Below are 26,505 nucleotides of genomic sequence, written 5' to 3' on the forward strand. Positions count from 1 at the left end.
ATGCCGCTACAAGAAACCGACTATTCCGAGAACGCCTTGGTCGAACAACCGGCAATTGCCCTCTTTGAAGAATTGGGCTGGCCGTCCGCCAATTGCTTCTATGAAAAAGTCGGCACCACGAATTCTACCTTGGGCCGGGAAACCACCAACGATGTGATACTCTGGCCCCGGCTGAGAGCGGCTATCGAGAAGCTCAATCCCGATATTGCAAGTGATGCCGTGCAACTGGCGATGGACGAACTGGCGAAGGACCGCAGCGCCATGAGCCTCGCCCATGCCAACCGGGAGATTTACAAATTACTCAAGGACGGGGTGAAGGTCAGTTTTCAAAACGACGACGGCGAAGAAGTTGATGAAACGGTGCGGGTGATCGACTGGAACGACCCCGCCAACAACGATTATTTTCTTGCTTCTCAATTCTGGGTGTCAGGCAACATCTACAAACGCCGGGCTGATCTGGTCGGGTTTGTCAACGGCCTGCCGCTGCTGTTCATCGAATTAAAAAAATCCCACGGCAAGCTGGAACATGCCTACAAGCACAATCTGAAGGATTACAAAGCGACTATCCCGCAACTGTTCTGGTTCAACTCGCTCATCATCTTGTCGAACGGGAGCGGGGCTAAAGTCGGCAGCGTCACGGCGGGCTGGGAACACTTTTCCGACTGGAAGCGGATCAACAGCGAAGGCGAGCAAGGCATCATTTCGCTGGAAACGGTGATCCGAGGGACATGTGAGCATTCCCGCTTTCTGGATCTGACTGAAAACTTTACGGTTTTCGATGAGTCCAAGGGCGGGCTGGTAAAGGTGACAGCGAAGAACCATCAATATCTTGGCGTCAACAATTCCGTTGATGCCCTGCAAAAGATAAAACAAAATCAGGGGCGGTTGGGCGTGTTCTGGCACACCCAAGGGAGCGGTAAATCGTTTTCGATGGTGTTCTTTTCGCAAAAGGTGTTGCGAAAGGTTCCCGGCAACTGGACCTTCCTGGTTGTCACCGACCGGGACGACCTCGATAATCAGATTTACAAAAACTTCCGTAATACCGGGGCCGCTACCGAAGAGTGCCAAGCCAATAACGGGGCACATCTGAAACAGCTCTTGTCCGAAGATCATCGCTTCATTTTTACACTCATTCAAAAATTCGGAACCAAGAAGGGAGAGAAGTACCCTAAGCTCTCCGACCGCAACGACATTATCGTAATGACCGATGAGGCCCATCGTTCACAATATGACACGCTGGCCCTCAACATGCGGAATGCCTTGCCCAAGGCGGCGTTCATCGGCTTCACGGGCACGCCGTTAATGGCGGGGGAAGAAAAGACCAAAGAAGTATTTGGCGATTACGTTTCGATTTATAACTTCCGCCAATCCATCGAAGACGGGGCCACGGTGCCCCTGTTTTACGAAAACCGTATCCCAGAACTGCAACTGGCCAACGAGAACTTCAAGGAAGATTTGGACGCTCTGATCGAAGCGGCTGAGTTGGATGATGAGCAGGAGAAGAAGCTAGAGCGGGAATTTGCCCGTGAGTACCACCTGATTACCCGTGACGACCGCTTGGAGAAAGTGGCCGAAGATTTAGTTGCTCATTTCATGGGCCGGGAACAGGGCGGTAAGGGGATGGTCATTTGCATCGACAAATTGACCGCCGTGAAGATGTACGAGAAGGTCAGAAAGTATTGGGGGGCGTACCTTGCCGATTTGAAAGCGGAACTCCCGCTGGCCGACGAACTTAAACGGCCGGGGCTGGAGCAAAGAATAAAATACATGGAAACCACCGATATGGCGGTGGTCGTGTCCGGCCAGCAAAACGAAGTCGATTATTTTAAGGACAAGGGCTTCGACATTACCCGACACCGGGAACGGATGGTGAAGGAGGACTTGGAAACCAAGTTCAAAAACGCAGACGATCCCTTCCGGCTGGTCTTTGTGTGTGCCATGTGGTTGACCGGGTTCGATGCCCCCAGCGTCTCGACGATCTACCTCGATAAGCCGATGAAAAACCACACGCTCATGCAAACCATTGCACGGGCTAACCGGGTGTTCGGGGAAAAGAACAACGGGCTGATTGTCGATTACGTCGGCGTGTTCCGTGACCTGCAAAAAGCGTTGGCCATCTACGGGTCATCCTCTGGCGGCGGGGTGAAAGATGGTGAATGCCCTATCCAGAAAAAAGATGAACTGGTTGCCGCCCTGATCGATGCGATAGCCGAGGCGACCGCATTCTGCACCGAGCGGGGTGTCAATCTTACTCCCATTTTGACTGCTGCGGGTTTTCAGCGGGTCGCCTTCCTTGACGATGCCGCTACCCATCTGGTTGATAAGCAGGTAGTTGCCGCCGTTGATGATTCGGTGGAAAAAATCATCGTCAACGACGATCTGAAAAAGAAATATATTTCGTTGTCGGGGCAGGTGGTCCGGCTGTACAAGGCGATTTTGCCCGATCCCAAGGCCAACGAGTTCGCACCGATCAAAACCTGTATTGCGGTGCTGGCCGAAAAAATCCGCTCATTCACCGAGGAAGCCAGCATTGATAATCTGATGGAAAAGGTCGGGCAACTGCTGGACGAATCCATCGCCACGGTCGGCTATGTTATCCACGCAACGGAAGAATCATCGCTCATTGACCTGAGCCAGATTGATTTTGAGGCGTTGAAGGCCCATTTCGCCAAGGGCCGCAAGCACACCGAGGCCGAAAAACTCAAGATTGCCGTAAGTAAGAAACTGACGACAATGGTCCAACTCAATAAGACCCGCACCGACCTCTTGGAAAAATTCAAAAAGCTTATTGAAGAATACAACAAGGGGCTGGACGTTGACACGTTTTTTGCCAAGCTATTGTCGTTCACAAAAGAATTGAGCGAAGAGGACAAACGGGGAGTATTGGAACAACTAAACGAAGAAGAATTGGCCGTTTTCGATATTCTGATGAAGCCCGAACTCGAATTATCCGAGGCGGACAAGAAGCAAGTAAAGGCAGTTGCCCGGAAACTGCTGCAAACGCTCAAAGAAGCCAAGTTGGTACTCGATTGGCGGAAGAAGCTGCGGACCCGTGCAGATGTTTTTTCAACGGTCAAAACCGTGCTGGACGACCTGCCCCGAATGTTTACGCCGGAACTGTACCAGCAAAAATGCGACACTGTTTATCAGCACGTATACGACAGCTACCAGGGCGAAGGCCAGAGCATCTACCAGTCAGCGTAAACAATTTCGATTTTCCTTAAAAAAACCGAACCAAACTTGACATTTACACGTTTTTTTGCCACAATAGGTGAATATAAGTATAGGAGTGCTGTTTTGGAATTAGCACTTTCTCCCACTTTAAATGATCGTCAAAAACGGTTTTGTTTAGAGTATCTTGTTGACCAGAATGCGACACAAGCTGCCCTACGAGCTGGTTACAGTCCGCTTTCTGCCCGCCAGATCAGTTCCGAACTCATGGCTCGACCTGATGTTAGGACCGAAATCGACCGCCTGTCTGCAGAATGTGCCGGAAAGTTGCAAATAAGTGTCGACTGGGTTTTGCAGTCTCTGATGGAAGAATTGCGGATTGCCCAGGGACAGGTGCCAGGCCCATCAGGTAAGGTTAAGTCCAACCCAGGGAAATGCATTCGCATCCTTTACCTGTTAGGGAAATTTCTAGGTATGTGGAATGGTCCCACGAAACGTGAGACAGTACCTGAACCTGTCCCTATGGGACAAAACTTCGACTTATCAAAACTATCTGATGATGAACTAGAAATGCTGAACAAAATTACAAAAAAGGCATGTGGTATCACCAACTGACAACTCTGTAATCGTCAGCGCCTGTTGAGGAGAATTTTTTGAATTGTTAAACTGAACTGAACGGGAAGGTTCGGCGGGTTGCAAACCGACGGACCAAGCGAACGGGGATCGGTGCGGGGATTCACCTTTCACTCGCCCGACCCCGTTCGGTCCGTACTTGAAAGGTGATGGAATGAACGAGAATACTAGGCCAATGCCCACTGGTGCATTTGCGCATTTCGACCTACCAACCATTTTCCGTGCCGCTGTAGAACTCGCCGAAACAATCGCGGGTATACCTGAGGGCATCTTTGATGTTGAAGATACTGCGGAAAACATGCCACAAAATTATGAAGAATTGGTATCTCCAAAATTTGAATGGATATTTGAAAAAGAGAAATATACTAGGCGAATTCGGGAAGAAACTCAGCGATTGAAGCTGTCCTTGGGTGCTATCGGACCGCTCGAATTTCGCAATGGTGAAACTGATGGAGGTCCACAATGGGATAGCTACAAGCAAAGATTCATTAACACAGTCCATGATCGGGTTGTAAGGCTTGCCCTGTATAAGTTGGCCCTGGCCGCAATTGATCTTTCAGGTTTTGGATATTGGAAAGGGCAACAGCAAATGCGAGAATCTGGGTTTCAGTTGCTCAAGTGGGGATTAGCTCAACTTTGGAAAGGCATGTCCAAAACAGAGCGAGAGCTCGTAAGGGACCGCTTGTCACACACCGAAAAGGTGATTGGGTGGCCATCGGACGAAAATAACGACCCAATGGCTTACAACGGACCCGAGGAAATCCCAATAAGTCATCAGAATCGAATTATCGCTAACTTCTATTCTTGTCCACCAAGCTATCTGGACGATTTTCATAACTCTGAAAATACTCGGATCCGGCAAGAACTGGAAAGGTATCTGCGACGAGCAAGCCTGGATCAGTTCGTCGAGATGGCTGATGAAACTTTTCAAGCACTTGAGTCGATTGCCGCTAGTGATTTCGATTCCCAAAAAGAATGGCTCGATTTGCGATATAAAGCCTTCTGGAATTTGCAGTGTTTAATGAGAGCAAACGACATAGCACCCGTTACAGGCTGGCCCGATGCAGCGATACAGCATCGAACAGTGCTAGCCGATTCAGCCTCGGTTTTATTTAGAATCATTGGTGGAACTACAGAAATCACATCAACGATCAAGCCAGCGGAAGAGGAAGAGTCGATGAAACGATTCAAAGACGCAATCCTGCATCTTAGAAACGCTATCGAAACTCAATTTATCGAACACCTGCTCGCTGGCCCTGATGATGTAAGATTATCACCAAAAGAAAGGTCAATGCTTGAAGTCCAACTTCGGATACCACGACCCCCAAAACATCATAAGAAACTAAATCAGATCCTCAATAATCACTTGGAAGTGCATCCGCAAACGTCAAATTCTAAGCGAAAATTGAAAAAAAATGGTGAATCATCAACTGAGTCCCTATTGCTAGCTGCTCTGACTTTGCATCACGAGTACAGCGAAGGAGGTTGTATGAACCATGAACCGATAGGTTGCAGAAAATTAGCTGAATTAGCTGGAGTATCCGCAGGTTCTGCTACGGCATTTTTCAAAAAGCATTTTGAACAAAAGCCAAACGTAGGGTACAAAGGATACAAAATAAAATGTCTAAATGGCCAAATTAAAAGATTTTTTATGCAGTTGGAAAGGGAACCTCGATTTAGTCAGCTTAATTTTGATCCGGAAGAGATTTAATTGATCGTACTGTATAAACTCTTGAACACTTCAGGCGTTTCATTTCTAAACACCTCATCGGCAAACAAGGATAGTGCTACAAGTGATCGAGCACTCAATATCAGCTAATTTTTCGTCTATAAAGGCCGTTCAGCGTTCAGTTAAGTATCTGAACACGTCAGAATTTTTCATTTCAGCGCAAGTGTCTGTTTTTCAAGGCAGTTACGTGCAGTCAGCCAAGTGTTCAGCAAAAAAATCCTGAACACTGTGACATAGGTATGGGGCTGCAATTTGTGGTCCGAACTTATGGGCAAAAGAAAATGATTAATTCAAATCAGACAGAAACGAACAAATTAGCCCTTCGACCGCGGGAGGCGGCCCGAATGCTGGGTATCAGCGAACGAACCTTATGGACATGGGTCAAACAAGGCAGGATTCCGTGCGTACGGATCGGCAACGACAAACGAAAAATCACCCTATTTCCAGCAGATCAGCTGAAAGATTGGCTGGCACAGCAAGCCACCTGCAACGAAACGCTTTAAATCCATGAAACAAAGAAGCCCCCGTGGGTCAGATCTCGGGGGCTTCGCAATCAAACACAAGAATTGTTATGATACCAAATTTTGACATGCAGGAAAAGCCTGAACTACCGCCTTGGGGAACGCGGTTCAGCGAAGAACGATTGGAATTGCTGACTGAAATTGAGAAGGCATCCGAACGACTAAAGCTGGCACAGATCTCAGGTGACCCCGAAGAAATCGAAATAGCTGAACGAGAGCATCAAGAGCTTTACGACCGATGTGCCAAGCATCGGGTAGAAAATGTTAACAACACTCTCGCATTACTGAGAATGACTTGTCAGGATGACCCTGGCAGCGTGGCCCAAATTTTTGAATCGATTATTCAAAAGAAAGCCCGCGAAGTAGTTCGACCAGTGGCATTGGCAGTAGCCCGTTTGGAGGATCGCCAATGAGTGACATTATGGATGAGGCCCGCGAACTTGTCGTCAAGAAACCTAAAGCCAAAAAAGGAACGGTTAACTCGGCCAAGGAAAAAGTAAGGCTAAAACCTGTACTTATTCGCATGGCTGATGTTGAACCCGAAGAGATTCGTTGGTTATGGCCAGGACGGTTAGCAATTGGCAAGCTCTCTCTATTGGCGGGAATGCCCGGACTTGGGAAATCATTCTTGACCTGCGACATGGCCGCACGAATTTCACGTGGTTGGAAATGGCCTTGCAGCGAAGACCGTGCCCCATTAGGCGATGTATTGCTCATCGCGGGCGAAGATGGCATTTCGGACACCATCTTACCCAGGCTGATTGCAATAGAAGCTGATGTGAATCGTATCTATGTTTTGAAGGCGGCTAAGGTGATTGAAGAGGATGGCAAAGAAGCCACCATTGCCTTCGATCTTTCCAACGTGGAATTGATCCGTGACGCACTCGACGAGTACCCCGAATGCAAATTGGTAGTGATTGATCCAATCGGAAATTATATGGGCGGTAATGTAGACTCGCACCGAGACAACCAAGTGCGTTCTGTCTTGACTCCGCTAGCCGACATTGCGGCTGAACGTGGAGTAGCAGTCTTATTAGTTGCCCATCCCCCAAAATCTGTCAGCCTCAATGCAGACGACAATGTTCTTGGGTCACGTGCCTATACCGGAATCGTCCGATCTGTTTTTCATCTCTTGGCCGATCAGGAAAACAAGCGAAGGCGACTGTTTCTATCGGGCAAGAGTAATATTGGAGCATTGGCCCCCGGCCTAGCGTTCACGATTGATGGCAACCCCGCACGGGTTGAATGGGAACTGGAACCTCTCGAAGGATTCTATGCCAATGATGCCATGCTCTCAATTAGTTCCGACCGTGGCCGAAAATCTCACAAAAGGAACGAAGCTATTGAATGGCTGAAAACTATTTTGGCCAATGGTCCCATGGATAGTACGGATGTTATTGAAAAAGCGACAACTGCTGGCTTTTCAGAAAAAACCATTCAACGTGCAAAAATTGAGCTTCAGATTATTTCCCGCAAGCACGGGTACACAGGTAATTGGCAATGGGAATTACCGATCGAAGGTGACCACAATGCCGAAGATTGCCAGGTACCTGACCAAAGATTGCCAGTAGCGGAACAATGTGGCCATCTTCCGGAAAAACCTGCAGAAAACACTGAATTTTTGGGCAATTTGATCGAAGATGGCCAAATTCCAAACGATCTGACAATCTTCGATGAATTACCTTTGAAAGCTGACAGCAATACAGGAACCACTGCAAATGGACAAAATGACACCATCTGTATTTGAACTACTCAATGAAATTGCCAAATTGGGTGTGAAAGTGTCACACCAGAGTGGAAACCTAATCCTAGACCCAGCAAGTAAAGTACCACCGAGTACAATTGAGCGCGTCAGAGAAATGAAGTCTGAATTGGTGAAATGGTTGACAAATGCCCAAACGGTTCACCCCGAGCACCAGCAGATGTTTACCCTCATTGCGATGATGAAACAAGCTCAGGAAAGGCTGGTGCGAGCACTTGATGACGAAGGGCGAAAAATAGGGTGGCCCCGTATTCAGTTGTCGACTCATCTGCATTTGTTGGAAGGAGAGCAGAACTGGAAAATTTTTTTAACCCATCCTTGTCGTGATCCAGACCTATTAAAGTTATTGCTCGACGCGATACTACTGAAGCGAACTGCGTACACTGGGTCAGGAAAATAATTTTACTGCAATTTACAAACAAACTGACATTCTGAAAACTTTCAGCAAGCAGTTATAGTAACAATTCGATATTTCGTGAAAGGACGTGAAGATTATGGCAACGATTGGAAATGATACAAATGGGCGGAAGCGAATTTTATTCGTGGCACCCGATGGAAGCCGGAAAACAATTCGGCTGGGCAAATGCGACAAAAAGAATGCCGAAGCAATCGTTCGACATGTGGAAAATCTTCTCGCAAGTAAAATGAGCGGGCAACCAGTACCGCGGGAAACTGCGGCCTGGCTTGCAAATGCGGGCGAGCAACTTAAGGACCGACTTGCACGTGCAGAACTGATCGAACCGGTACAAACCATGACTGTGGCTGATTTTTTGAATCAGTGGCAGGACAACAAGAAAGCAGCGGGACACAAAATTGCTTCAATGGTCGCATGGGGACAAACCGCTACCGAATTAACCAAATTATTCGGCAACAGAGCGATTGCAAGTTTGACCCATGCCGATGGTGAGAAATTCCGAGCCACGATGCAGAATCGGGGATTAAGGCCCACGACCATTTCGAAAAGGTTGGGGCATTCAAGACAAATGCTAGAAGATGCAGTGCGACTGGCACATATCACCGTCAACCCTTGGACACATGTTCGACAAAGAAGTGGTGATCAATCGGAACGCCGCGCCTACGTTTCACTGGATCAAATTCAACAAGTTATTGAACACTGTCCGTCGGTTCACTGGAAACTGTTAGTAGCTTTAGCCCGTTATGCCGGTGTGCGAGTGCCATCGGAAGCGTTTTCGCTGACATGGGGCGATGTGGACTGGGAACGCGGGCGATTGAATGTACCATCACCCAAAACGGAACACCTTGGGAAAACTCATCGTGTGATTCCATTATTTCCATTGTTGCGCCCGTACCTGGAAGAAGCTTTCGATCAGGCGATTGAAGGGAGTGTGTACGTTTTTCCAGAACAGTGGTTAAAGCGTGCCCAAGGACCACGGGGGTGGGCAAATGCAAATTTAAGAACAACCTTTGAGAAAATCATCCGTAGAGCACATGTGGAACCTTGGCCAAGAATGTTCCACTCATTACGGGCAAGCTGCGAATCCGATCTGGCCCAGAGTTTCCCACTGGCCATTGTTACGAAATGGTTGGGGAATACACCAAGTGTTGCCCTGCGTCACTACGTGGATCCTACAGATGTGGCATTTGATCAAGCGTTGGTATGGCAACCCAAGGCAAAAAGCGGCACAGAATCCGGCACACCAGTGGCACAAAAAGCGGCACAGCAACCAGATGCAATGAGTTGCAACGAGACTATCGATTTGACGCAAAGTGTTGCGAATCAAGAAGATATGCAACATCCTGCAAGTTGTGACAATTACATTGTCTTCCAACATATGGAGGCGGCGGGAATCGAACCCGCGTCCCGTGGTACTTCCAGATAAACTTCTACGTGTGTAGGCACCATTTTAGTGAACTTGCGTTCCTTTTGCTTCGCTTTGCTCCCAGTGCCAGGATCGCCGCATCGCTATCGGTCAGTTTATTTAGTTCAGTTCCGCCACCGAGTCACCTTATATTGCTATAAAGTTCTGGATCCAAACGAGCCTGGTTTAACGACCATCGAACTGCCTTCCAGGCGAAAGCATTTCGGATGGGACAGCGGTTTATTACGCTGCCAGAGAAAACTGCGGGTTAGCAGTTGTTATGCGATCAGCTTTTTACGTGGCCAACTGATCAACCACGACACGCCATCTATCCTTCAAATTACCCGGTCGAATCCAAATCGCCCCCTTTCACTAAACAACCCGCCAAGTGGGATACATTGTCCTCAGCCTGCGCTGGCTCTTCTGACCCCACTACAGTAGATCGTCATTCTACCAAAAAGATTCTACTCTGGTGGGCAAATCTAATTTTTGGCTGCACTTCACCATGGGGATTCTGCCAGATCCATTGATCTCATGCCGGATATTGCGACAATAACTTTTTACAACGGGTTACCACGGAGTTGCCATGTTTACGCTAAGTGCTTTTGCCGACGAAATTTCGCCCAACCCACTGGAACAGATTCAGGTACTGAAAACCTGTGCGATCCGTTACATCGAATTTCGTTCCATTTACTCCACCAACGTGCTGGCACTCAGCGATCAGCAGATTGCCGAATTCAAGAAAGTTCTCGACGATCATGGCATTGGCATCAGTGCGATTGGGTCTCCAATCGGCAAAATCAAAATCGACGACCCGTTTGAGCCACATCAGGCAAAGTTTTTGCGGGCGATCGAGCTCTGTAAAGTCTTTAATACTCGGAACATACGCATTTTCAGTTATTACCCACCAGACAACTTCGACGGCAACTGGGAACCTTGGCGCAGTGCGGTGTTTGATCGTCTGAACGACCATGTGGCGGTGGCGGCCAAGCACAATGTGCAGTTATTTCATGAAAATGAGCACCGAATTTATGGCGATTCGCCAGAACGACTGGCTGATTTGTATGCCAATATCCAAAGCCCGCACTTCAAAGCGGCCTTCGACCCCGCCAATTTTGTGTTCTGTGGGTACGATCCAATTGCCGGGTGGGAGGCAAGCAAGGCACACATGGCTCATTTTCACGTGAAAGACTGGGCAACAGGTGCCCCACACGGCAGTATCCCTGGTGAAGGGGAAGGACAGTTTCCACGCATCGTAAGTGAAGCAGTGGCAATGGGTTACAGCGGTTTTGCGACGATGGAACCTCACCTGTTAGGTGGGGGACCAACCGGTGGCATGACCGGACCAGAATTGTTTCCGAAAGCCGTGGCTGCATTCCGCAAAATTGTGGAACAGGCCGGGGGAAGCCACCAGTGACCCATTTACGGACAATTCATGTCCGATTGAACGACCCCAGAACCAACAAGCCCGCACCATGCTGGGTGAATATTCTCGATTCACAACAGCGAGAATATTTTCCACTTTCCCGCACAACACGGTTTCCCACTGGACGTGCAGAACTGGTGGGTGGGGTTTTGTTTGAACATGGCAAACGCTGGTTTGTCAACGATGGTTCGTTCGAAATACTTCTGCCCGTGGAAGAAAACCTGCAAATTTCCTGCAATCGTGGTCCTCACGCACCCGTGTTACAACAGGAAATGGTGATTGCACCCGGCCAAATGACAATTCGGCTGACTTTGCCTGAACCATTGCCAGTTTCAGACGAATATTGTCAGGTCGATGCGCGTGCTCATTTTGTTTCACCTGGTTATGCTGCCTTGGAAGGCGCTGCGGTGGGACTGGATCTGGTGCACCTGCTGATCACTCCCGCCGATTTTCCTTCCCCGGATGGGCATTTGTATGAGACAGCAGTCAATACCGAATCTTTCAGCGGACAGGCAATCGCTCACTCGCACGAAAATTGCCAGGTGGTTGTCAACACGCTGAATACCCACACGATGCGGGGTCGCCTGGGTCTGCTTTACTGCCACCGGCAGGTGCATCCGTTGTCGTTTGGTTACCTGGAAGATACGGACGACTGGACGCTGAGCGACTGGCGGGATCAGTGCCACCGCAAGCACGGGATGGCTGTCTGGGTGGATGCGTATCGGGCCGAAAAAGGCCTTCCAGGTGGGGAAGCACTTGCTTTGGCTGTGCTGGGGAAAATTGATGCATTAGAATTTGATGAGCAACCTCGGCAGGTATCTTTATTGCCCCACTGGTATCGCCTGCTGAACGCGGGCATCAATTTACCCATTGTGGGCAGCAGTGGGAAAGATTCCAACCGCACCGCAGTGGGAAGTTTTCGCACGCTGACGCCGAAACTGCCTGAATTTTCTCACCGCACCTGGACGCAGCAAATCCTTACAGGACAAGCAGTTATTACGCGTGGACCGATCCTGCAGGCCAACATCAATGGACAACCATTCTCCAGCCAGTTGCATCTGGAAGCTAGCACCGTGTTACATTTCGGTGCGACAGTACATTCCCCCACGCCGGGTGGGACTTTGGAATGGCTGCACCAGGGGAAAGTGATCCACAAGGCAATCATTAGCGAACCACTTACCAAGGTCGATTTTCAGCTGGAGCAGCACCAGTCCGGGTGGTATGCAGCTCGAATCATCGACCCTTCCATGCGGGAAAAATCCCTGATTGCTCACACAGCACCGTGCAGGGTGCAGGTTGGGGAGCAGGGCTTGCCTATTTCCAAACCGGCCACAGAATCGTGTATCAGCGAAATCAACGCAACCATTGAATGGGTAAAGACATACGGTCGTTTTCAACAGGAAAGGAATCGCACGGTTATTCTGGAAACATGTCAGGCCGCACTGGATGTGCTCGATCGTAACATCGCAATATTATGATATTGCAATTAGCCTTCTGAATACTTCTTGAACGCACGTGGGAGATAATTCAACAAATCGCTGGCAATCAGCGAATTCTGTCCCAGTTCGTCTGCGGCAAAATCACCGGCGGTGCCGTGTAACCATACACCCAGGCGGGCTGCGGCAAAATCATCTAAACCAATCGCCAGCAAACCAGCAATCATCCCGGCAAGTACATCCCCACTGCCACCAGTCGCCATTCCAGGATTGCCCGTGCGATTCACATAGCATGCCTTGCCGTTGCTGACCACCGTGCCACTGCCTTTCAGAACAATCGTCTGTTCGACTTGTTGTGCGTACCAGTTCGCCTGGGCAATTCGCGACGTAACCTCTTGTGGGACAATGTGTTGCGTCAGTCGCCGAAATTCTCCCGGGTGGGGTGTCCACACTGCGGGTGCGGTGCGCTTCGTAAGCTGTTCCGTAGACACGTGTACCAAAGAATTCAACCCATCTGCATCCAGCACCATGGGAATGGAAATTTCCTGGTAGCACCGCAAAACGAATTGTTCCAGGGCGGTCGATCTACCGATCCCAGGCCCCAGCACTATCGTGGTGGCTGAATTGGCAAACTGCATGACGGTTTCAATCGCATCCAGAGAAATCCGTCCCTGTTCATCCTGTGGCAACGGAATAGTGGTATAACAGGGATTGAAACTGGCAACGATGGGCAGGATTTGTTCTGGAACTGCCACCTGTACCAGTCCCGCACCACAGCGAAGTGCGGCAGTTGCGGTGAGGCATGCCGCACCGGACATGCCGAGTGAACCTGCCACTACCAACACTTTACCAAAATTGCCTTTGTGACCATCTTCCGGCCGTGGTGGTAAGGCAGGCAACGTAAAAATTTCTGTAATCATGAAAAAATCTTCATTGGTTGGGCAGTTAGCGGAACGGCTGAATGGTATTAAAGGGCTGAGGGTTTTAGTCTTACCGGATTGGCGATGTACGACATTAACGGATGACTTTCGTTTTCAGTTCGCTGATCATCCGATCCAGCTCATCAAGGGGTTTCGCCAGCAATTCTTCTGCGGGAGTGATCGGTAAGCTAAGAACTTCCTCAAAGGCCTGAATTTGGCCGATTCTTCGTCCAAAATTCGTGCCCCGCTCTTCGCCTAGTTTGATACCTTCTTTCATGCCTTTTTCCTGGGCAATTTCTTCAAATGAAGTTACGAATGGCATTTGATACTCCTGAAATAATTCAATTCGAAGTTCATTAAACTCTTCACGCAATTCATCTGGTAATTTTAGCAGCCAATCGAGCAAACGCATAATATTCCAAACTTCGTCATCAGCTAATTTTCGCTCAAACAATTGCCGAATCAGTCGGCATTTATCGGCAAAGCGAAGTTCTGCGTTGCCGTGCGTCAACAGACTGCGAATGCTGGCGGCAACAACCAGTCCCACCGGGCTGCGGTGCGTCGTTAAATCATCCAGTCGGTGGGCATAGTCGAGCAGTTTGACTGAATCGTATTCAAATGTGCTGCGAGTTCTGCGGTTGCGATACTGGTAACTACTCGGACGCCAATTGGGATTATTATCTGCGAGGATTGCATAACTGCTGACCTGATCACCGTATTTATCCTGAATCCGTTTGAAATAGTCAAACATTCGTCTTGGAAACTGGGCGTCCTGCTGGGCCTGAACTTCGAAATGCACAAATACCCACGAAATACCACCGGTTTCATCGGAATCTGCCAACTGATAGAGTCCATCGGCACGTAACAATCCAGATTCAGAATCCGGCAGCAAGGTGGGCAATTCGCTGTTTAACGAATCGTACCCTTGGGACCAGTCAAACGTAGCGTGCGCTTCTGGGAACAGGATCTCGAAAATATCCGGCAGATAATTTTCCAGCGTCTCTTTCCAGGGGGAATCAAATTCGCGATTCATCGCAGGGCCTGTAGAACGGTGGTTTCAAAATATTCTAATTGTTAGAATTACGATCGAAACAAAAAACCAAGCAGAAAAATCGTGTGCTCTTCAGGCCATTAATCGCAGAGTGCTACGGCCCGCTATAGTTTGGTTATGTGCTGCCTCTGCAGAAGACCTGTGGTTGTTTGCAATGTCACTTACCATTCTCTTCAGAACGTGCTATTCTGGACAATGGCATTTCTATTTCACAGGTGAAGTATGTTTCAGATCGCATTATTGATGGCACTGAATTTCTCATTGATTGCAGAGAAGCCCGCCTCCAAAACTGAAAAGTTTTTCAAAAATATCGACGGTGAATGGAAAGTAGAGTCCGTCTATTTGAATGGAGAAAAAACCACCGTTCAAGCTGAAGATGGTGATGTGGAAATTAAGGAGAAAAAGTTTTTCACACAGGGAACAGCCCGCCTGAAATTTTCATCGGTAGATCCTGACACCGACCCGATTGTGGTAGATTTTGTTCCTTTGAATGAAGGTAAAGAAGGCGACATGAAGCTGGAAGGGATCCTGCAGATCAAAGAGGACAAAATGACCATAGTGATCAGTTTGACTCCGGGTAACCGTCCTACTTCATTGGATCAGCCCACGGAAGCCGGCATCATCCACGTGGTGCTCACAAGAAAGAAAATGAAATGATCTTCATTTTCTAAGGGCGGCTTAACTCGCCCGAATGACCAGGACTGGGCAGGGGGCATACTTTACCACACCCTGTGCCACACTGCCCATGATGATCTCTCTCAGCCCCGTGCGACCGTGGGTCGCAATCACGATCAGGCTGATCTCATTTGACTTGGCGTAATTGGTGATCACATCCACGGGGTCGTCACCTAAACGCACCACTTCAACACGGCGAATTTTTCCGGTTTCTCCCAGCAAACCAGCCAACCATTGATCATAGGCACTTTGTGGTTGACCGGGCTCGATCACACCCGTAACTCCATACTGCTGAGCCATTTGCGAAATGTCTTCAACCACATGCAGCACGTGCAGCTCTGCCCCAAGCGTTTCTGCAAGATTGTGGGCATAATCCACCGAATTGTTTGATTCTTTGCTGAGGTCTGTCGCAACCAGAATTTTTTCCCATTGAATAGCCATGTTGTCTCCCACCGAAGTCTTAGTGTGCAACCATTTTCCAGGAAACCAAGGTGAGACGCAAGAAGAAATCAGATTGGGGGATATTGTATAATTTAATTGCTATATATAATATTGGTTATGAAAAGATGTGCTCCTCCACAATCCGCTTAAGTGCGGGGTAATTACCGCCGATCCGTAATTGCGGCGAGGGTCTCGGTATCAGGGTTGAGAATTAGTTGCTTCAGACCAGGCCCGAAATGCAGCAGTCCGCTCCATATCCGTTGAAAATCCGAGAGAGGAAGGCAGGAATAATCGTTTGGAATCCATTTTCAGATTGTTGAAACCAAATAGAACCGGGTCTTTACCTGCGCGGTAGATTGTTGCTGCAAGTGCGATATCTCGTAGCTGAACCTGCGTTTTGATTCCCTTTTTAAAAATGGTGTCACAGATAGTATCATCATTTAATAAGGCAGCAATCAGCGTATCGTCCTTTTTGTCTTTTGCCTTCGCAACCGTGAGCAGTGCATCCTGCTTTTCAAGAACTGACACTTTTGCAGCTAGCAGGGTTGCTCGGGCAAGTTCGAGTTTTTTATCCCCTTCATATTCGATCGGCAAAGGGGCAATGTTCTCAGACCAGGCAACATATGACTTCCGAAGAATGGCAGGTGTATCTTTTGCAGCTGCGTAACTTCGACCCCATTTTTTGATAAAGAGTACCGTGGCAGAACGGAGTGTTTCTGGAGAAATCTTCGACTGACACTGCGTGCCAAGAATCATGAAGGTAATCAGAGATTCTTCGGTCACTTTGTATCTGCATATTCCACGGGAAAATTGTGAGCTGCTTTGTTGACGTATGTTTGGAGGACCATTGATCAAATCCTGAACTCGGTTACGATAAAGTTCATCGAAGTTGTCGGAGTCATAGACAAATGCTGTCCACAATTCGACTTCTGCGTCGTACAAAGTATCAAACGCATTCCGTGCAGCAGAACCACCCAGTGCAACTTTCGCCCTGCTCCAGCAAAAATTTAACTCGATTCTGGGTAACAGTGCCTGACAACGAACCTGAATTTCAGCATCTTTATTTTCGAGAATTGCTCGGATGAGTGCAGGTTTTGCTTCAATTCCGAAAGTTTCCAGATCACGGCTTGCCTGCTCCCGCACCTTGAAAGCAGGATGACCAAGCAACTCAATCAGATTCTGGATTTTCTCTTCATTAGTGGGTTTTGTCAATGATTGGTTAAGCTCAATAGTGGTAAACTGTGCCACCCAGATGGAAACCGAACAAATGACAGTCTGAGAAATAAAACAGAACATTATTATTTATCCAATCAGTTTGCTAGTGAGAGAAGATAGAGGGAGTCAATATTTTCAACTTTGATTGATTTCGAACTTTTCAGGATCGCGATTACCTCTGGAGACGCAGCACGGAGACGTGGTAAATTGACGCCTTTGCTTACTTGTGTCAGTGAGCGCGCAACTTCTGCGGAATCAAGATATTCCAGACCAAGCAGCACCGAGTAGTTACTTTTAGCGACGACTGCTGCTGCTTCAGGTGAAAGTCGAGTGGCTGCCGGGAGAGTAGGTCCATAAGTATTCTGCAACAAACGGCCTGCCAATTCAGGAGAATCCAGCTCAACAATCTGTCGCAAATTGAAAAACTGTTTGTATTTGATCAGTGTTGTAACGGAATCTTTGGAAACGAATTCCAGATTTTGCAACGTCCAGGATATTTGCCGTGCAAATTTTTCAGCGAGTGGCACTGAATCCAGCTCCCGCAGTTCGATCTGTAAATTTATTTCTAACTTTGCCAGAGACCCGGCCGCCTGTTTAGTTAATCTTCTTACCCCTGGACCTGCAAGGAAAAGATAACGCCCTTGAAATGTTGAGAAGGCTTCAGCAGATTGATCAGGAAGTTCTCCCAGCCCAAAGAAATAAATGGTCCCATGATATTTTGCAAGTTCCAGAGCCACTTCAGGCTTCAGTGTTGGCAAAGTGACACCTACTGCAAAATAATCGCCACCAAATTTTAAGTTGGGAGTGTTTGACAAGCGGACGTATTGGTTTAATATTTTGATTTCCTTATTGAGTCGGCTGACCAGAGTTCGCGCAGATTTCGGCGAGAGATCGATCAGGTTAGGAAAGGAGAATTGCCGTGTTACGTTATCTTCCGAATTATCAAACGCTTCCACCAACTCTTCAGGAATGCTGGTCAGACCAAGAGTAACATCTCTACTTTGTCGGGTAATTGATTTGATCATTTCCACGGAGTAATCTTGTAACGCAGGAAATGAGATACTTTGCCACTTGCGTTGGGTCAGTAGTAGAGCCGTTTCGGGGCTGAGTTCTTCGAGAACTGGAAAAGACAGAACACCGGATGGAGCGAATTCGAGCATCCCATCACGATTTTTCCTGGTAGCTTCTGGAAGCTTTCCTAATGCATCTGCAGCGTCCCTGGAGATTGAAGTCACATTTGGAAACGAATTACTCGCCGTACCAAGTGCTAAAGCAACGGCAGGGGAATCCAGATTCTTCAGCCTGGGCAAAGAGATAATCCCAATCATGCTAAGCGCGTCCCGTTTTTCTTGCACCAACTTGGAAAGAACGCGAATCTGCTCCTGTGTGAGTGAGGATACATCACGCAAGGTTACAAAATTACCACCCCGTAAAAATCCTTCCAAGCTCTCGGCAGGGAGTTGCTGTGTGCCGACCAATGTTACCCGGACACGAACAGGGTTCTGTGTGATCGCAGATACTACTATTGGAGTAACTGCGCTGGCAGGTAGATATATGCCACCCAAATAAAGGCCAGAGCTCTTGATATTGCTGAACAGTCTGGCCTGTTCGACAGTGATTTGCCGAAGATTGGGAAGAAACACTCGTGATCCCTGGATCAATACCTTTGCCAGAGCCATCGAGTCAAGCGAGGCCAGATTAGGCATGTACAGGATGCTTGAAGTCTCTGCCAGTTTGTCCTGAACTTCGACGGGAATCTTCGTGATAGCGCTGAGTGTGAGCCCTTTCGTGTTTCTCGCCAATACATCTGCAATTTCTGATGACATCGAATAGAGGTACGGGAAAGAAAGTGCTGATTTGCGCGAAACAAGTTTTTGCGCCAACGGCACAGATTCGAGTTCAGAGAGTCCGGTCATTACCAATTCTCCGGGGAAATTGGCAATAGTGCTTGCCGCTTCAGGAGAAACAGAAGTCACCGAGTGAAGCCAGATGGATGCCACCTTACTGCCAGAGAGTACTTTCGCTAGTTCAGGCGATAGTGACTTGATCCCTAGAATCAGCATTTCACCACGAAATCTGGCAAGTTCTGCGGCAACTTCAGTAGTAATTGCTTCGGTTCTGCTTAATTGCATTATTTCCCAAGGAGATTTCGACTCTGTTTCTTTGACAAGCTGCCGGGCCACCTGAACCGAAAGTGGTATGGGGGCAAGTTCGGATTCTAAGCGGGGCTGAGGTGCCTGGATTCCGAACCCGATCGCAGGAAGTCTGCCTTGCTGGAACAACTCTCCAAAAGTCGGCGAGTTCGGAAGCAGAGGATTCGCTGGAATTTCCCATAGAACGTTTCCTGCTTTACGTGAACGGGAAAAAGCTTCACGATCTTTGATGGAAAGCAGCACGTTTGCGGCATTTCCGTAATCGTTGCGCGGTCCCCCACCGCCATAAAGGTGGCACACTATACAGATGTTGTTTGAATTTGAAATCCGATTAAGCTCGTCTATTTGTTGCCGAAGAGCTTTCGCTGCAGTGGGATCCTTCACACGTTCAATCGGTACGATTGCGCCTTCATACAAGCCGCATAGTGCGATAATTTCTCCGGGTTTTGCGAAGAATGCAAGAATGCAAAATACTAATCTGCAATAAATCGCCCAGGAAAACTGCAGGTTGCGTTGATTTGCCATGAACGTGTACTCCGAAGCAGATGGATCATCACATTGAAGATCAAACCGATTAAATTATGATAAAAAACTCATTATTGAATCGATGCGAATTCAACAATCTGCCCCTATTGCAGTTCAATTCGCGTTGGCATGATTCTCGAACTCATTTTCTAAATCGCAGGTATTATTGTTTGATTATTATAGGCTTGCAAAAAAACTTCAGGCAAATTCTACTCGTGCACGATCCGCTTGCAGGCGGGCATCGCATTCAGGAAGGTGCTGCCGTAACCTTTGGTCAGAACACGTGGGTCGAACAGCACAATCAGCCCACGATCGGTGCTGGTGCGGATCAGTCGCCCGACGCCTTGCTTCAATTTAATGACCGCCATCGGAATCTGATAATCGAAGAATGGTTTGCCACCGGCGGCTTCAATCGCCTCCAACCGAGCTTCTGTCAGTGGGCGATCCGGCACCAGAAAGGGCAGTTTGGTGATCATCACATTCTGAAGCTGATCACCTTTAACATCCACCCCTTGCCAGAAGGTATCCACACCAAAAAGCACGGCACGTGGGGTTTTGCGGAACTCTTCCAGCAATTTGGGTGCTGAAAGTTGTTCACCCTGAGTCAACAATGCGTATTGGTTCAATACACACCAGTCCCGCAACTGTTTGGTGGCACGCACCATAAACTGGTAGCTGGTAAACAGCACAAACGCGTTTCCCTGCGTGCGTTCCACAAATTTGGGGATCAGTTCAATGACTTTCTGTTCGTAAGCCGAGGAATACGAGCCAGGATCGGGCATATTCCGAAAAAGGTGCATTTCTGCCTGTTTTTCGTAATCGAATGGGCTGCCCAAAGCCAGTTCTTTCCCTTTTGGAACTCCCAACCGTTTGCGAAAGTGGGTAAAGCCCCCTTTCCCACCGGAACTAAGGGTGGCACTGGTGAAAATCACTTTTTTCACGCGGGAGTATAATTTTTCTTTGAGAGCAGAACTGACATCCGCCGGTGCGGCACACAATTGAATGCGATTGTTCTTCATCACCTGTTTTTCAATCCAGTAAACCTGTTCTGGATCGGTTTGATTCAGCCACCAGCGAATCGAATCCCGCAAGGTGGTACACCGCGTGATGACGCTTTCCAGCTCAATTTGCTCGTCCTTGACCTTGATTTCACTGCTGATTGCCTGCAGGCGGGTGATCAGTTTGCTTAATTCTTCGGAAAAGGTGTCCACAACGATCCCCGCCTGACGCACGCGACCGTTAAAATTGCCCTGCGCATCGTACCAGGTGCGGATCGAATGAAAAAACTGGTCCGCGTGCTGGCGGGTGGCCTGCAGCAAAAACAGGTCTTGTTCATCGCCATAAATATGCAACAGCCCACGTTGGGTGCGGGTGGAATGCAGTCGATTGAGCAGCATTTCGACGCCCACTTCGTGCAGATCCATCCCCAGGTGGGAGGCAGCCACGTCTTCCACCAGGTGGGCCTCATCGAATATTACTGCATCATAATTTGGCAATATACTTGCTTCGCCGGAACTACGCACCGCCAGATCGGTAAAGAACAGGGCGTGGTTCACAATTAACAGGCGGGCATTCTGAATCCCACGGCGGGCGTTGAAGTAAAAACACTTGTTGTAATCGGCACATTCCCGCCCCAGACAGTTGGAAGAATCGCTCTCCACTAAGTGCCAGATCGCTGGGGAGGGCAGGCCAGGCAGGTCGCTTTTACTACCATCTTTGGTTGCACGGGCCCAAGGCGCCAGTTGCAGCAATTGTAACTGGGCATCTTCCTGAAAAAGCAACTGTTTCCGCGAGGTGACCGCCACGCGCAAACGCCTGCGGCTTAAGTAGTTACTGCGACCTTTCACCAGTAACGGCCGAAAATCCTCTTCGAACACATCCTGCAGAAAGGGGATATCTTTCTGGATTAATTGTTCCTGCAACTGAATAGTATTGGTGGCGATGACAACGCGAAAATTTTCGTTGGCGAGAATCGCCTGAATTGCGGGCACCAGATAGGCAAACGATTTCCCCACGCCGGTACCTGCTTCCACCACCAGGGAATGGTCGTCCTGTAACGCACTGGCCACAGCTTCGGCCATCTGCATTTGTTGGGGTCGGGATTCGAATTCGGGTAATTGCTGGGCGATTCGCCCACTGGGGCCCAGGATTTCTGCTACTGACATATCCCCTATTATGGGGTGGTTGGGCGGAAATGCTATGCCAGTAGCAGATCTGACTGCCCAGGTGGGGGCCAGACAAGGAAGAATGACGCCTGCAACTATTGAGACTGAACCGATTTTGCATAGGCTTTTGGTAAGTTTTGAATTGATTTGTGGACAACAAAATGACCTCTCCAAGCAAAAATATCACCAGTGTTCTGCGCGAATCCAGAACTTTCCCCCCACCGCCGGAGTTTGCGGAAACGGCCTATTTTGGCAGTATGGAAGCCTATGAAGAAGTGGCAGCCAAAGCCGCCGCAGACCCTGTGGCGTTCTGGGAAAACCAGGCAGAAAACCTCCATTGGTTCGAAAATTGGCACACCGCCATGGACTGGCAATTGCCCCACGCAAAGTGGTTTGTGGGCGGGAAAATAAACGCCAGCTACAATTGCCTCGACCGCCATTTGCATTGTTCCCGCAAGAATAAAGCCGCCATTATCTGGGAAGGGGAACCGGGCGATACCCGCACCCTGACCTACCAGCAACTGCACCGCGAAGTGTGCCAGTTTGCCAACTGCCTGAAAAATATTGGTATTGTGGCCGGAGATCGCGTTACGATCTACATGCCAATGGTGCCGGAAGCAGTGGTCGCCATGCTGGCCTGTGCCCGCATTGGTGCCACCCACTCGGTGGTATTTGGTGGCTTTTCGGCAGATTCGGTGGCAGACCGCAATAACGATGCCCAATCGAAGCTGGTGATTACCGCGGATGGCAGTTGGCGACGTGGCAAAATTGTCCCACTGAAACAGAATGTGGATGTTGCACTGGAAAAATCGCCCAGCGTGCAGAAATGCATCGTGCTGAACCGCACCGGACATGCCATTGAAATGAAACCCGGTCGGGATCTCTGGTACCACGAATTAATGAGTGAGGCTTCAGTGGTCTGTGAAGCCACCCCACTAGACAGTGAACATCCCCTGTTTATTCTCTATACCTCCGGTTCGACAGGCAAACCAAAAGGGATTGTCCACTCTACCGGTGGATATCTGCTGGGGGCATCGTTGACCCACCGCTGGGTGTTTGACATCAAAGATGAAGACATCTACTGGTGCACCGCTGATATCGGCTGGATTACCGGCCACAGCTACATTGTGTATGGTCCGCTAGCAAATGGTTGCACCACCGTCATTTACGAAGGGGCACCGGACGCACCGAAACAGGATCGGTTCTGGTCGATCATTGAAAAATATGGTGTCAGCGTTTTCTATACCGCACCCACAGCGATTCGTGCCTTCATCAAGTGGGGCAATCAGCACCCCGATGCCCACGATCTGAGCTCGCTGCGCCTGCTAGGTTCGGTGGGGGAACCGATCAATCCGGAAGCCTGGATGTGGTACCACACGGTGATCGGGAAAGAACGCTGTCCCATCGTCGATACCTGGTGGCAGACAGAAACGGGTGCCATCATGCTATCGCCACTGCCAGGTGCGATACCCACCAAACCGGGAAGTGCTACCAGGCCGTTTCCGGGGATTCTGGCGGAAGTGGTGGATAAACAGGGGCACCGTGTCGCCGCTAACGAAGGTGGTTTTCTGGTAGTCAAGCATCCGTGGCCTTCCATGATGCGTACAATCTTCAACGATGATGAACGGTACCAACAACAATACTGGTCGCAGATCCCCGGCGCTTACTTTACCGCTGATGGTTCACGGTGCGACGAAGACGGCTATTTCTGGGTGATGGGCCGTGTGGATGATGTGTTGAACGTTTCTGGCCACCGTTTGAGCACAATGGAAGTGGAAAGTGCCCTGGTGGGCCACCCCAAAGTCGCAGAAGCTGCCGTTGTGGGACGTCCCGATGATCTGAAAGGCGAGGCGATTTGCTGTTTTGTTACACTGAAAGGCGAACTGGAAGAGACGGACGAGTTGAAGAAAGAACTTCGCGACCACGTGGCAAAAGAAATCGGGGCATTGGCCCGGCCCGATGAAATCCGCTTTGCGAAGGCCCTGCCAAAAACCAGATCGGGTAAAATCATGCGTCGACTGCTGCGGGATATTGCAGCAGGCCGCACCACAAGTCAGGATACTTCCACACTGGAAGACCTGTCGGTGCTGGCAAAATTACGCGAAGATGAAGAGTAAACGAATGTCGCATGATGATTCAATTTCCCAATCTTTGTACACAAATTGATTGACGCAGATTGGCTGGAAGATCATGGCGATGAACTTGGACAAGTTTCGTGACTGGGTTAAGTAGATGCAACGGTGCAGTCCAGAAAGCATTAGTGATTTGAATGTCACCCATGCCCGGTGTATCCCAATGTTCATCGAATACATCCAATGATGGAACTGATCTTGGCAGAAACCTCTACTGCTGAGCCGTCTGGTATCTAGAGGTTCTTCCACACGATTGAAGTTAATTAAACCATTCGTTTTAGGCCAACCAGGGGTCGGCGATTGAGCAGAGTCGCGGAGTGGATACAAAGCGATTCCTGCTCCAATCGCTCACTTACGCCGCACGTAAATGCCGCCTTTAGTATATGTTCAATCGCGGAAGTGGATGAGCTGGATGAAGGGATTGGTTAGCTACGTGTCTCGAAATAGCTAAATGCTGTGCGGTCTCGGATTGTTCGGCGTTCCTTCACTCTCCAGCGAGTCGGTCGTGCCGCTTGCGGGCCTAGATCGCTGAGTCGGGGAATTCGAACCGGCCTAGCACGAAGTCCTCGATCGCCGCCCGCACCTGCTTGGCACACACTACCGGCGGGACCCGGCCGACACCTGTACCCAGCCCCGGAAACGCGACTCGACGGACCCTCTCGGCGACGGGCTGGCCGGCCAACTCACCGCACGAGAACCGGCCCTTCAGGACGAGTAACAGAACCGCCCGCGTCGACAGGTAAGGGTGAACAGACCGGCCAAGGGTAGTCGGCACCCTCATCGTCGGAGCGGTGATCAGGTACGGAATATAGGTGTGTGCGGTCGGGACGATTTCGGCCTGCCCAACTAGAAGTTCGCCGCCGTGGCAGTTTCGGATACACGCCTGCACCTGGTCCTGCGTAGCAGGCCCGAAGAACTCGGAGTACAACCTATCGATGCCGCCGTCCATAAACCCGAAGCTGTTGGCCGGGCTGACCACCGCGTCGCAAGCCACGTCGAAGATCGACCCATGGTGGACTTCAACGCACCGCAAGTCGCCACACCATCGCTGCCACGCAGCTGCGAGCGGCTGATCAACGGCGGTCAACACGATACTCAGGTCATCAGCCATCGCATGCCCTCGCCAAATGGAGTTCGCGATTGAGTAAAATCGCGGACTGGATACAAAGCGATTCCTGCTCCAATCGCACACTTGAGCCACTTTTAGCCAACAACTTCAGTGTATGTTCAATGGCGGTCTCGGTTAAGTTCAACTTACCAGCTTAAAGGTACAGCGAAGCATACTGCAATTGTTTTCATCGGTGGCAGCGTGTCAGCCATGAAATCTTCACAATTCCGGCTTCGCGTTTTGCCCACCGATCCGGTAAACTGTCACCATTCATTGAAAAAGGACAAGCAAAGATGAAGAAAAGTCTGCGTGGTGGGCTGGCAGCACTGATTTCGGTGGGTGTGTTTATCTGGCTGGCAACGGCTGGGGATCAGCCCACACCGAAAGACCCTTCCAAAGAAGTTGTGAAACAGATCGTGCCGGACGAAGTTCGTTACTGGAAAGGGAACCTGCACACCCACTCTTTGTGGAGTGATGGGGATGATTTCCCGGAAATGATTGCCGACTGGTACAAGACAGAAAAGTATGATTTTCTGGCACTGACCGACCACAACGTGATTGCGGAAGGCGATCGCTGGATTCCCGTGAAAAGTGGTACACGAAACCACACCGTTGCAATGGACAAATACCTGAACCGCTTTGGCCCCAACTGGGTGGAGGTGCGAAAAGGGAAAACTGGGGACGAAGTTCGATTAAAACCATTACGCGAATTTCGTTCGCTGGTGGAAGAATCTGGCAAATTTTTAATGATTCCGGCAGAGGAAATCTCTGCATCCTGCCTGCGGGCTCCGATCCACATGAACGGGATCAATCTGCGGGATGTCATCAAGCCACAAAATGAAATGACGGTGGCAGAAACCATTCGAATGAATCTACGTGCGGTGGGTGATCAACAGCAGAAATCCGGCTGGCCGATGTTTACCTTCCTGAACCACCCCAACTTTGGCTGGGCAGTACAGGCAGAACAGATGGCCGTGGTGGAAGAACTGAAGTTTTTTGAAGTATTCAACGGCCACCCTTCGGTGCGGAACTACGGCGATGCGACCCACGCCAGCACCGAACAGATCTGGGATATTATTCTGGCGTTGCGGCTAGGTAAACTGAATCTGCCTCTGGTTTATGGTGTAGGTACCGATGATGCCCACCGCTACCACAAATATGCAATGACGGAATCGAACCCGGGCCGCGGCTGGGTCATGGTCAAAGCGCGGCATCTGACTGCCGAATCGATTGTCCGTGCAATGAATGCAGGCGATTTTTATGCATCATCCGGGGTGACATTGAAAGATGTCAGCAAAACACCGAAAGAACTGGTGGTGGAAGTGGCAGCCGAAGCGGGAATCGAATATCGCATCGACTTCATCGGCACTATGAAAAACACCCCGCTAACCGCTACACCAGTGCTGGATTCTGAAGGGAAACAACTGAATGTGACCAATCGCTACGATGCCAACGTGGGCAAGGTGCTACAAACTTCCAAGGGTTCGAAAGCAGTTTATCAATTTACTGGCAACGAACTGTACGTGCGGGCAAAAATTGTATCGACAAAGGCCCACCCACGACCTTATGAGAAAGGCGACATGGAAACCGCCTGGACCCAACCCGTTGTCCCGTAAGGGGTT

General features: G+C 49.4%; 20 protein-coding genes and 1 other RNA gene. 13 read left to right on the forward strand and 8 right to left on the reverse strand.

Going from position 1 to position 26,505, the window contains the following annotated elements; translation table 11 throughout:
- The 8 genes from R3B84_10895 to R3B84_10930 all read left to right on the forward strand — a co-directional run bounded on the left by R3B84_10895 (position 1) and on the right by R3B84_10930 (position 9,657).
- The gene (locus R3B84_10895; GenBank protein ID MEZ6141067.1) at positions 1-3,204 is read left to right on the forward strand and encodes a type I restriction endonuclease subunit R; all 3,204 of its coding nucleotides are present in this window, start codon (positions 1-3) and stop codon (positions 3,202-3,204) included.
- Between the two features lie 93 nt (positions 3,205-3,297).
- Complete coding sequence (locus R3B84_10900; GenBank protein ID MEZ6141068.1) at positions 3,298-3,786, forward strand: terminase small subunit; 489 nt, start codon at positions 3,298-3,300, stop codon at positions 3,784-3,786.
- A gap of 172 nt (positions 3,787-3,958) precedes the next feature.
- Positions 3,959-5,515, forward strand: a complete 1,557-nt coding sequence (locus R3B84_10905; protein ID MEZ6141069.1) for a hypothetical protein — start codon at positions 3,959-3,961, stop codon at positions 5,513-5,515.
- A gap of 299 nt (positions 5,516-5,814) precedes the next feature.
- On the forward strand, positions 5,815-6,036 hold the full coding sequence (locus tag R3B84_10910) for a helix-turn-helix domain-containing protein (protein ID MEZ6141070.1): 222 nt from the start codon (positions 5,815-5,817) through the stop codon (positions 6,034-6,036).
- 68 nt (positions 6,037-6,104) lie between these two features.
- Entirely contained in the window at positions 6,105-6,467 is a 363-nt protein-coding gene (locus tag R3B84_10915) for a hypothetical protein (GenBank protein ID MEZ6141071.1), read from the forward strand.
- The gene (locus R3B84_10920; protein ID MEZ6141072.1) at positions 6,464-7,801 is read left to right on the forward strand and encodes an AAA family ATPase; all 1,338 of its coding nucleotides are present in this window, start codon (positions 6,464-6,466) and stop codon (positions 7,799-7,801) included. Before R3B84_10915 ends, R3B84_10920 begins: the two co-directional genes overlap by 4 nt.
- Entirely contained in the window at positions 7,773-8,216 is a 444-nt protein-coding gene (locus R3B84_10925; protein MEZ6141073.1) for a hypothetical protein, read from the forward strand. The genes R3B84_10920 and R3B84_10925 overlap by 29 nt, the downstream gene beginning before the upstream one ends.
- A 94-nt stretch (positions 8,217-8,310) precedes the next feature.
- Positions 8,311-9,657, forward strand: coding sequence for a site-specific integrase (locus tag R3B84_10930; protein ID MEZ6141074.1), 1,347 nt, complete (start codon positions 8,311-8,313; stop codon positions 9,655-9,657).
- Here R3B84_10930 and ssrA read toward each other — a convergent pair.
- Positions 9,608-10,003, reverse strand: a transfer-messenger RNA (tmRNA) gene (ssrA, locus tag R3B84_10935). The two genes, R3B84_10930 and ssrA, sit on opposite strands and share 50 nt — an antisense overlap.
- A gap of 219 nt (positions 10,004-10,222) precedes the next feature.
- On the opposite strand from ssrA, the gene R3B84_10940 reads away from it, so the two are divergent.
- Together R3B84_10940 and R3B84_10945 are read left to right on the forward strand one after the other, a co-directional pair.
- Positions 10,223-11,053 (forward strand): sugar phosphate isomerase/epimerase family protein, encoded by an 831-nt coding sequence (locus R3B84_10940; GenBank protein MEZ6141075.1) that lies wholly within the window; start codon positions 10,223-10,225, stop codon positions 11,051-11,053.
- Complete coding sequence (locus R3B84_10945; protein ID MEZ6141076.1) at positions 11,050-12,540, forward strand: hypothetical protein; 1,491 nt, start codon at positions 11,050-11,052, stop codon at positions 12,538-12,540. The genes R3B84_10940 and R3B84_10945 overlap by 4 nt, the downstream gene beginning before the upstream one ends.
- An 8-nt stretch (positions 12,541-12,548) precedes the next feature.
- On the opposite strand, the gene R3B84_10950 is transcribed toward R3B84_10945, so the two are convergent.
- Together R3B84_10950 and R3B84_10955 are read right to left on the reverse strand one after the other, a co-directional pair.
- Positions 12,549-13,418, reverse strand: coding sequence for an NAD(P)H-hydrate dehydratase (locus R3B84_10950; GenBank protein ID MEZ6141077.1), 870 nt, complete (start codon positions 13,416-13,418; stop codon positions 12,549-12,551).
- A gap of 94 nt (positions 13,419-13,512) precedes the next feature.
- Positions 13,513-14,451, reverse strand: a complete 939-nt coding sequence (locus R3B84_10955; GenBank protein MEZ6141078.1) for a hypothetical protein — start codon at positions 14,449-14,451, stop codon at positions 13,513-13,515.
- Between the two features lie 240 nt (positions 14,452-14,691).
- Between R3B84_10955 and R3B84_10960 the strand changes: the two genes are divergently transcribed.
- Entirely contained in the window at positions 14,692-15,126 is a 435-nt protein-coding gene (locus R3B84_10960) for a TIGR03067 domain-containing protein (protein MEZ6141079.1), read from the forward strand.
- Positions 15,127-15,147: 21 nt separating this feature from the next.
- Here the strand turns inward: R3B84_10960 and R3B84_10965 are convergent, their stop codons facing one another.
- The 4 genes from R3B84_10965 to R3B84_10980 all read right to left on the reverse strand — a co-directional run bounded on the left by R3B84_10965 (position 15,148) and on the right by R3B84_10980 (position 21,643).
- Entirely contained in the window at positions 15,148-15,585 is a 438-nt protein-coding gene (locus tag R3B84_10965; protein ID MEZ6141080.1) for a universal stress protein, read from the reverse strand.
- 198 nt (positions 15,586-15,783) lie between these two features.
- The gene (locus tag R3B84_10970) at positions 15,784-16,881 is read right to left on the reverse strand and encodes a hypothetical protein (protein MEZ6141081.1); all 1,098 of its coding nucleotides are present in this window, start codon (positions 16,879-16,881) and stop codon (positions 15,784-15,786) included.
- Positions 16,882-16,895: 14 nt separating this feature from the next.
- Complete coding sequence (locus R3B84_10975; GenBank protein MEZ6141082.1) at positions 16,896-19,478, reverse strand: hypothetical protein; 2,583 nt, start codon at positions 19,476-19,478, stop codon at positions 16,896-16,898.
- A gap of 209 nt (positions 19,479-19,687) precedes the next feature.
- Entirely contained in the window at positions 19,688-21,643 is a 1,956-nt protein-coding gene (locus R3B84_10980; GenBank protein MEZ6141083.1) for an ATP-dependent DNA helicase, read from the reverse strand.
- Positions 21,644-21,804: 161 nt separating this feature from the next.
- Here R3B84_10980 and acs point away from each other — a divergent pair, with 161 nt between their 5' ends.
- Entirely contained in the window at positions 21,805-23,760 is a 1,956-nt protein-coding gene (acs, locus tag R3B84_10985; protein MEZ6141084.1) for an acetate--CoA ligase, read from the forward strand.
- 535 nt (positions 23,761-24,295) lie between these two features.
- Here acs and R3B84_10990 read toward each other — a convergent pair.
- Positions 24,296-24,886: a macro domain-containing protein gene (locus R3B84_10990; GenBank protein MEZ6141085.1), complete on the reverse strand. Its 591-nt coding sequence runs from the start codon at positions 24,884-24,886 to the stop codon at positions 24,296-24,298.
- 290 nt (positions 24,887-25,176) lie between these two features.
- Between R3B84_10990 and R3B84_10995 the strand changes: the two genes are divergently transcribed.
- Positions 25,177-26,499 carry a hypothetical protein gene (locus tag R3B84_10995; GenBank protein MEZ6141086.1) on the forward strand — a complete coding sequence of 441 codons (1,323 nt, stop codon included), beginning with the start codon at positions 25,177-25,179 and terminating at the stop codon, positions 26,497-26,499.
- The last annotated feature ends 6 nt before the right edge of the window (positions 26,500-26,505 follow it).

It is taken from the genome of Zavarzinella sp. (assembly GCA_041399155.1).
In the GTDB taxonomy this organism is placed as follows: domain Bacteria; phylum Planctomycetota; class Planctomycetia; order Gemmatales; family Gemmataceae; genus JAWKTI01.

Excerpts from the sequence above, each read along its gene's own strand:
- R3B84_10895 (MEZ6141067.1), top strand. The coding sequence starts at position 1 with ATGCCGCTACAAGAAACCGACTATTCCGAGAACGCCTTGGTCGAACAA.
- R3B84_10905 (MEZ6141069.1), top strand. The coding sequence starts at position 3,959 with ATGAACGAGAATACTAGGCCAATGCCCACTGGTGCATTTGCGCATTTC.
- R3B84_10910 (MEZ6141070.1), top strand. The coding sequence starts at position 5,815 with ATGATTAATTCAAATCAGACAGAAACGAACAAATTAGCCCTTCGACCG.
- R3B84_10915 (MEZ6141071.1), top strand. The coding sequence starts at position 6,105 with ATGATACCAAATTTTGACATGCAGGAAAAGCCTGAACTACCGCCTTGG.
- R3B84_10920 (MEZ6141072.1), top strand. The coding sequence starts at position 6,464 with ATGAGTGACATTATGGATGAGGCCCGCGAACTTGTCGTCAAGAAACCT.
- R3B84_10925 (MEZ6141073.1), top strand. The coding sequence starts at position 7,773 with ATGGACAAAATGACACCATCTGTATTTGAACTACTCAATGAAATTGCC.
- R3B84_10930 (MEZ6141074.1), top strand. The coding sequence starts at position 8,311 with ATGGCAACGATTGGAAATGATACAAATGGGCGGAAGCGAATTTTATTC.
- R3B84_10940 (MEZ6141075.1), top strand. The coding sequence starts at position 10,223 with ATGTTTACGCTAAGTGCTTTTGCCGACGAAATTTCGCCCAACCCACTG.
- R3B84_10950 (MEZ6141077.1), bottom strand. The coding sequence starts at position 13,418 with ATGATTACAGAAATTTTTACGTTGCCTGCCTTACCACCACGGCCGGAA.
- R3B84_10955 (MEZ6141078.1), bottom strand. The coding sequence starts at position 14,451 with ATGAATCGCGAATTTGATTCCCCCTGGAAAGAGACGCTGGAAAATTAT.
- R3B84_10960 (MEZ6141079.1), top strand. The coding sequence starts at position 14,692 with ATGTTTCAGATCGCATTATTGATGGCACTGAATTTCTCATTGATTGCA.
- R3B84_10965 (MEZ6141080.1), bottom strand. The coding sequence starts at position 15,585 with ATGGCTATTCAATGGGAAAAAATTCTGGTTGCGACAGACCTCAGCAAA.
- R3B84_10970 (MEZ6141081.1), bottom strand. The coding sequence starts at position 16,881 with ATGTTCTGTTTTATTTCTCAGACTGTCATTTGTTCGGTTTCCATCTGG.
- R3B84_10975 (MEZ6141082.1), bottom strand. The coding sequence starts at position 19,478 with ATGGCAAATCAACGCAACCTGCAGTTTTCCTGGGCGATTTATTGCAGA.
- R3B84_10980 (MEZ6141083.1), bottom strand. The coding sequence starts at position 21,643 with ATGTCAGTAGCAGAAATCCTGGGCCCCAGTGGGCGAATCGCCCAGCAA.
- acs (MEZ6141084.1), top strand. The coding sequence starts at position 21,805 with ATGACCTCTCCAAGCAAAAATATCACCAGTGTTCTGCGCGAATCCAGA.
- R3B84_10990 (MEZ6141085.1), bottom strand. The coding sequence starts at position 24,886 with ATGGCTGATGACCTGAGTATCGTGTTGACCGCCGTTGATCAGCCGCTC.
- R3B84_10995 (MEZ6141086.1), top strand. The coding sequence starts at position 25,177 with ATGAAGAAAAGTCTGCGTGGTGGGCTGGCAGCACTGATTTCGGTGGGT.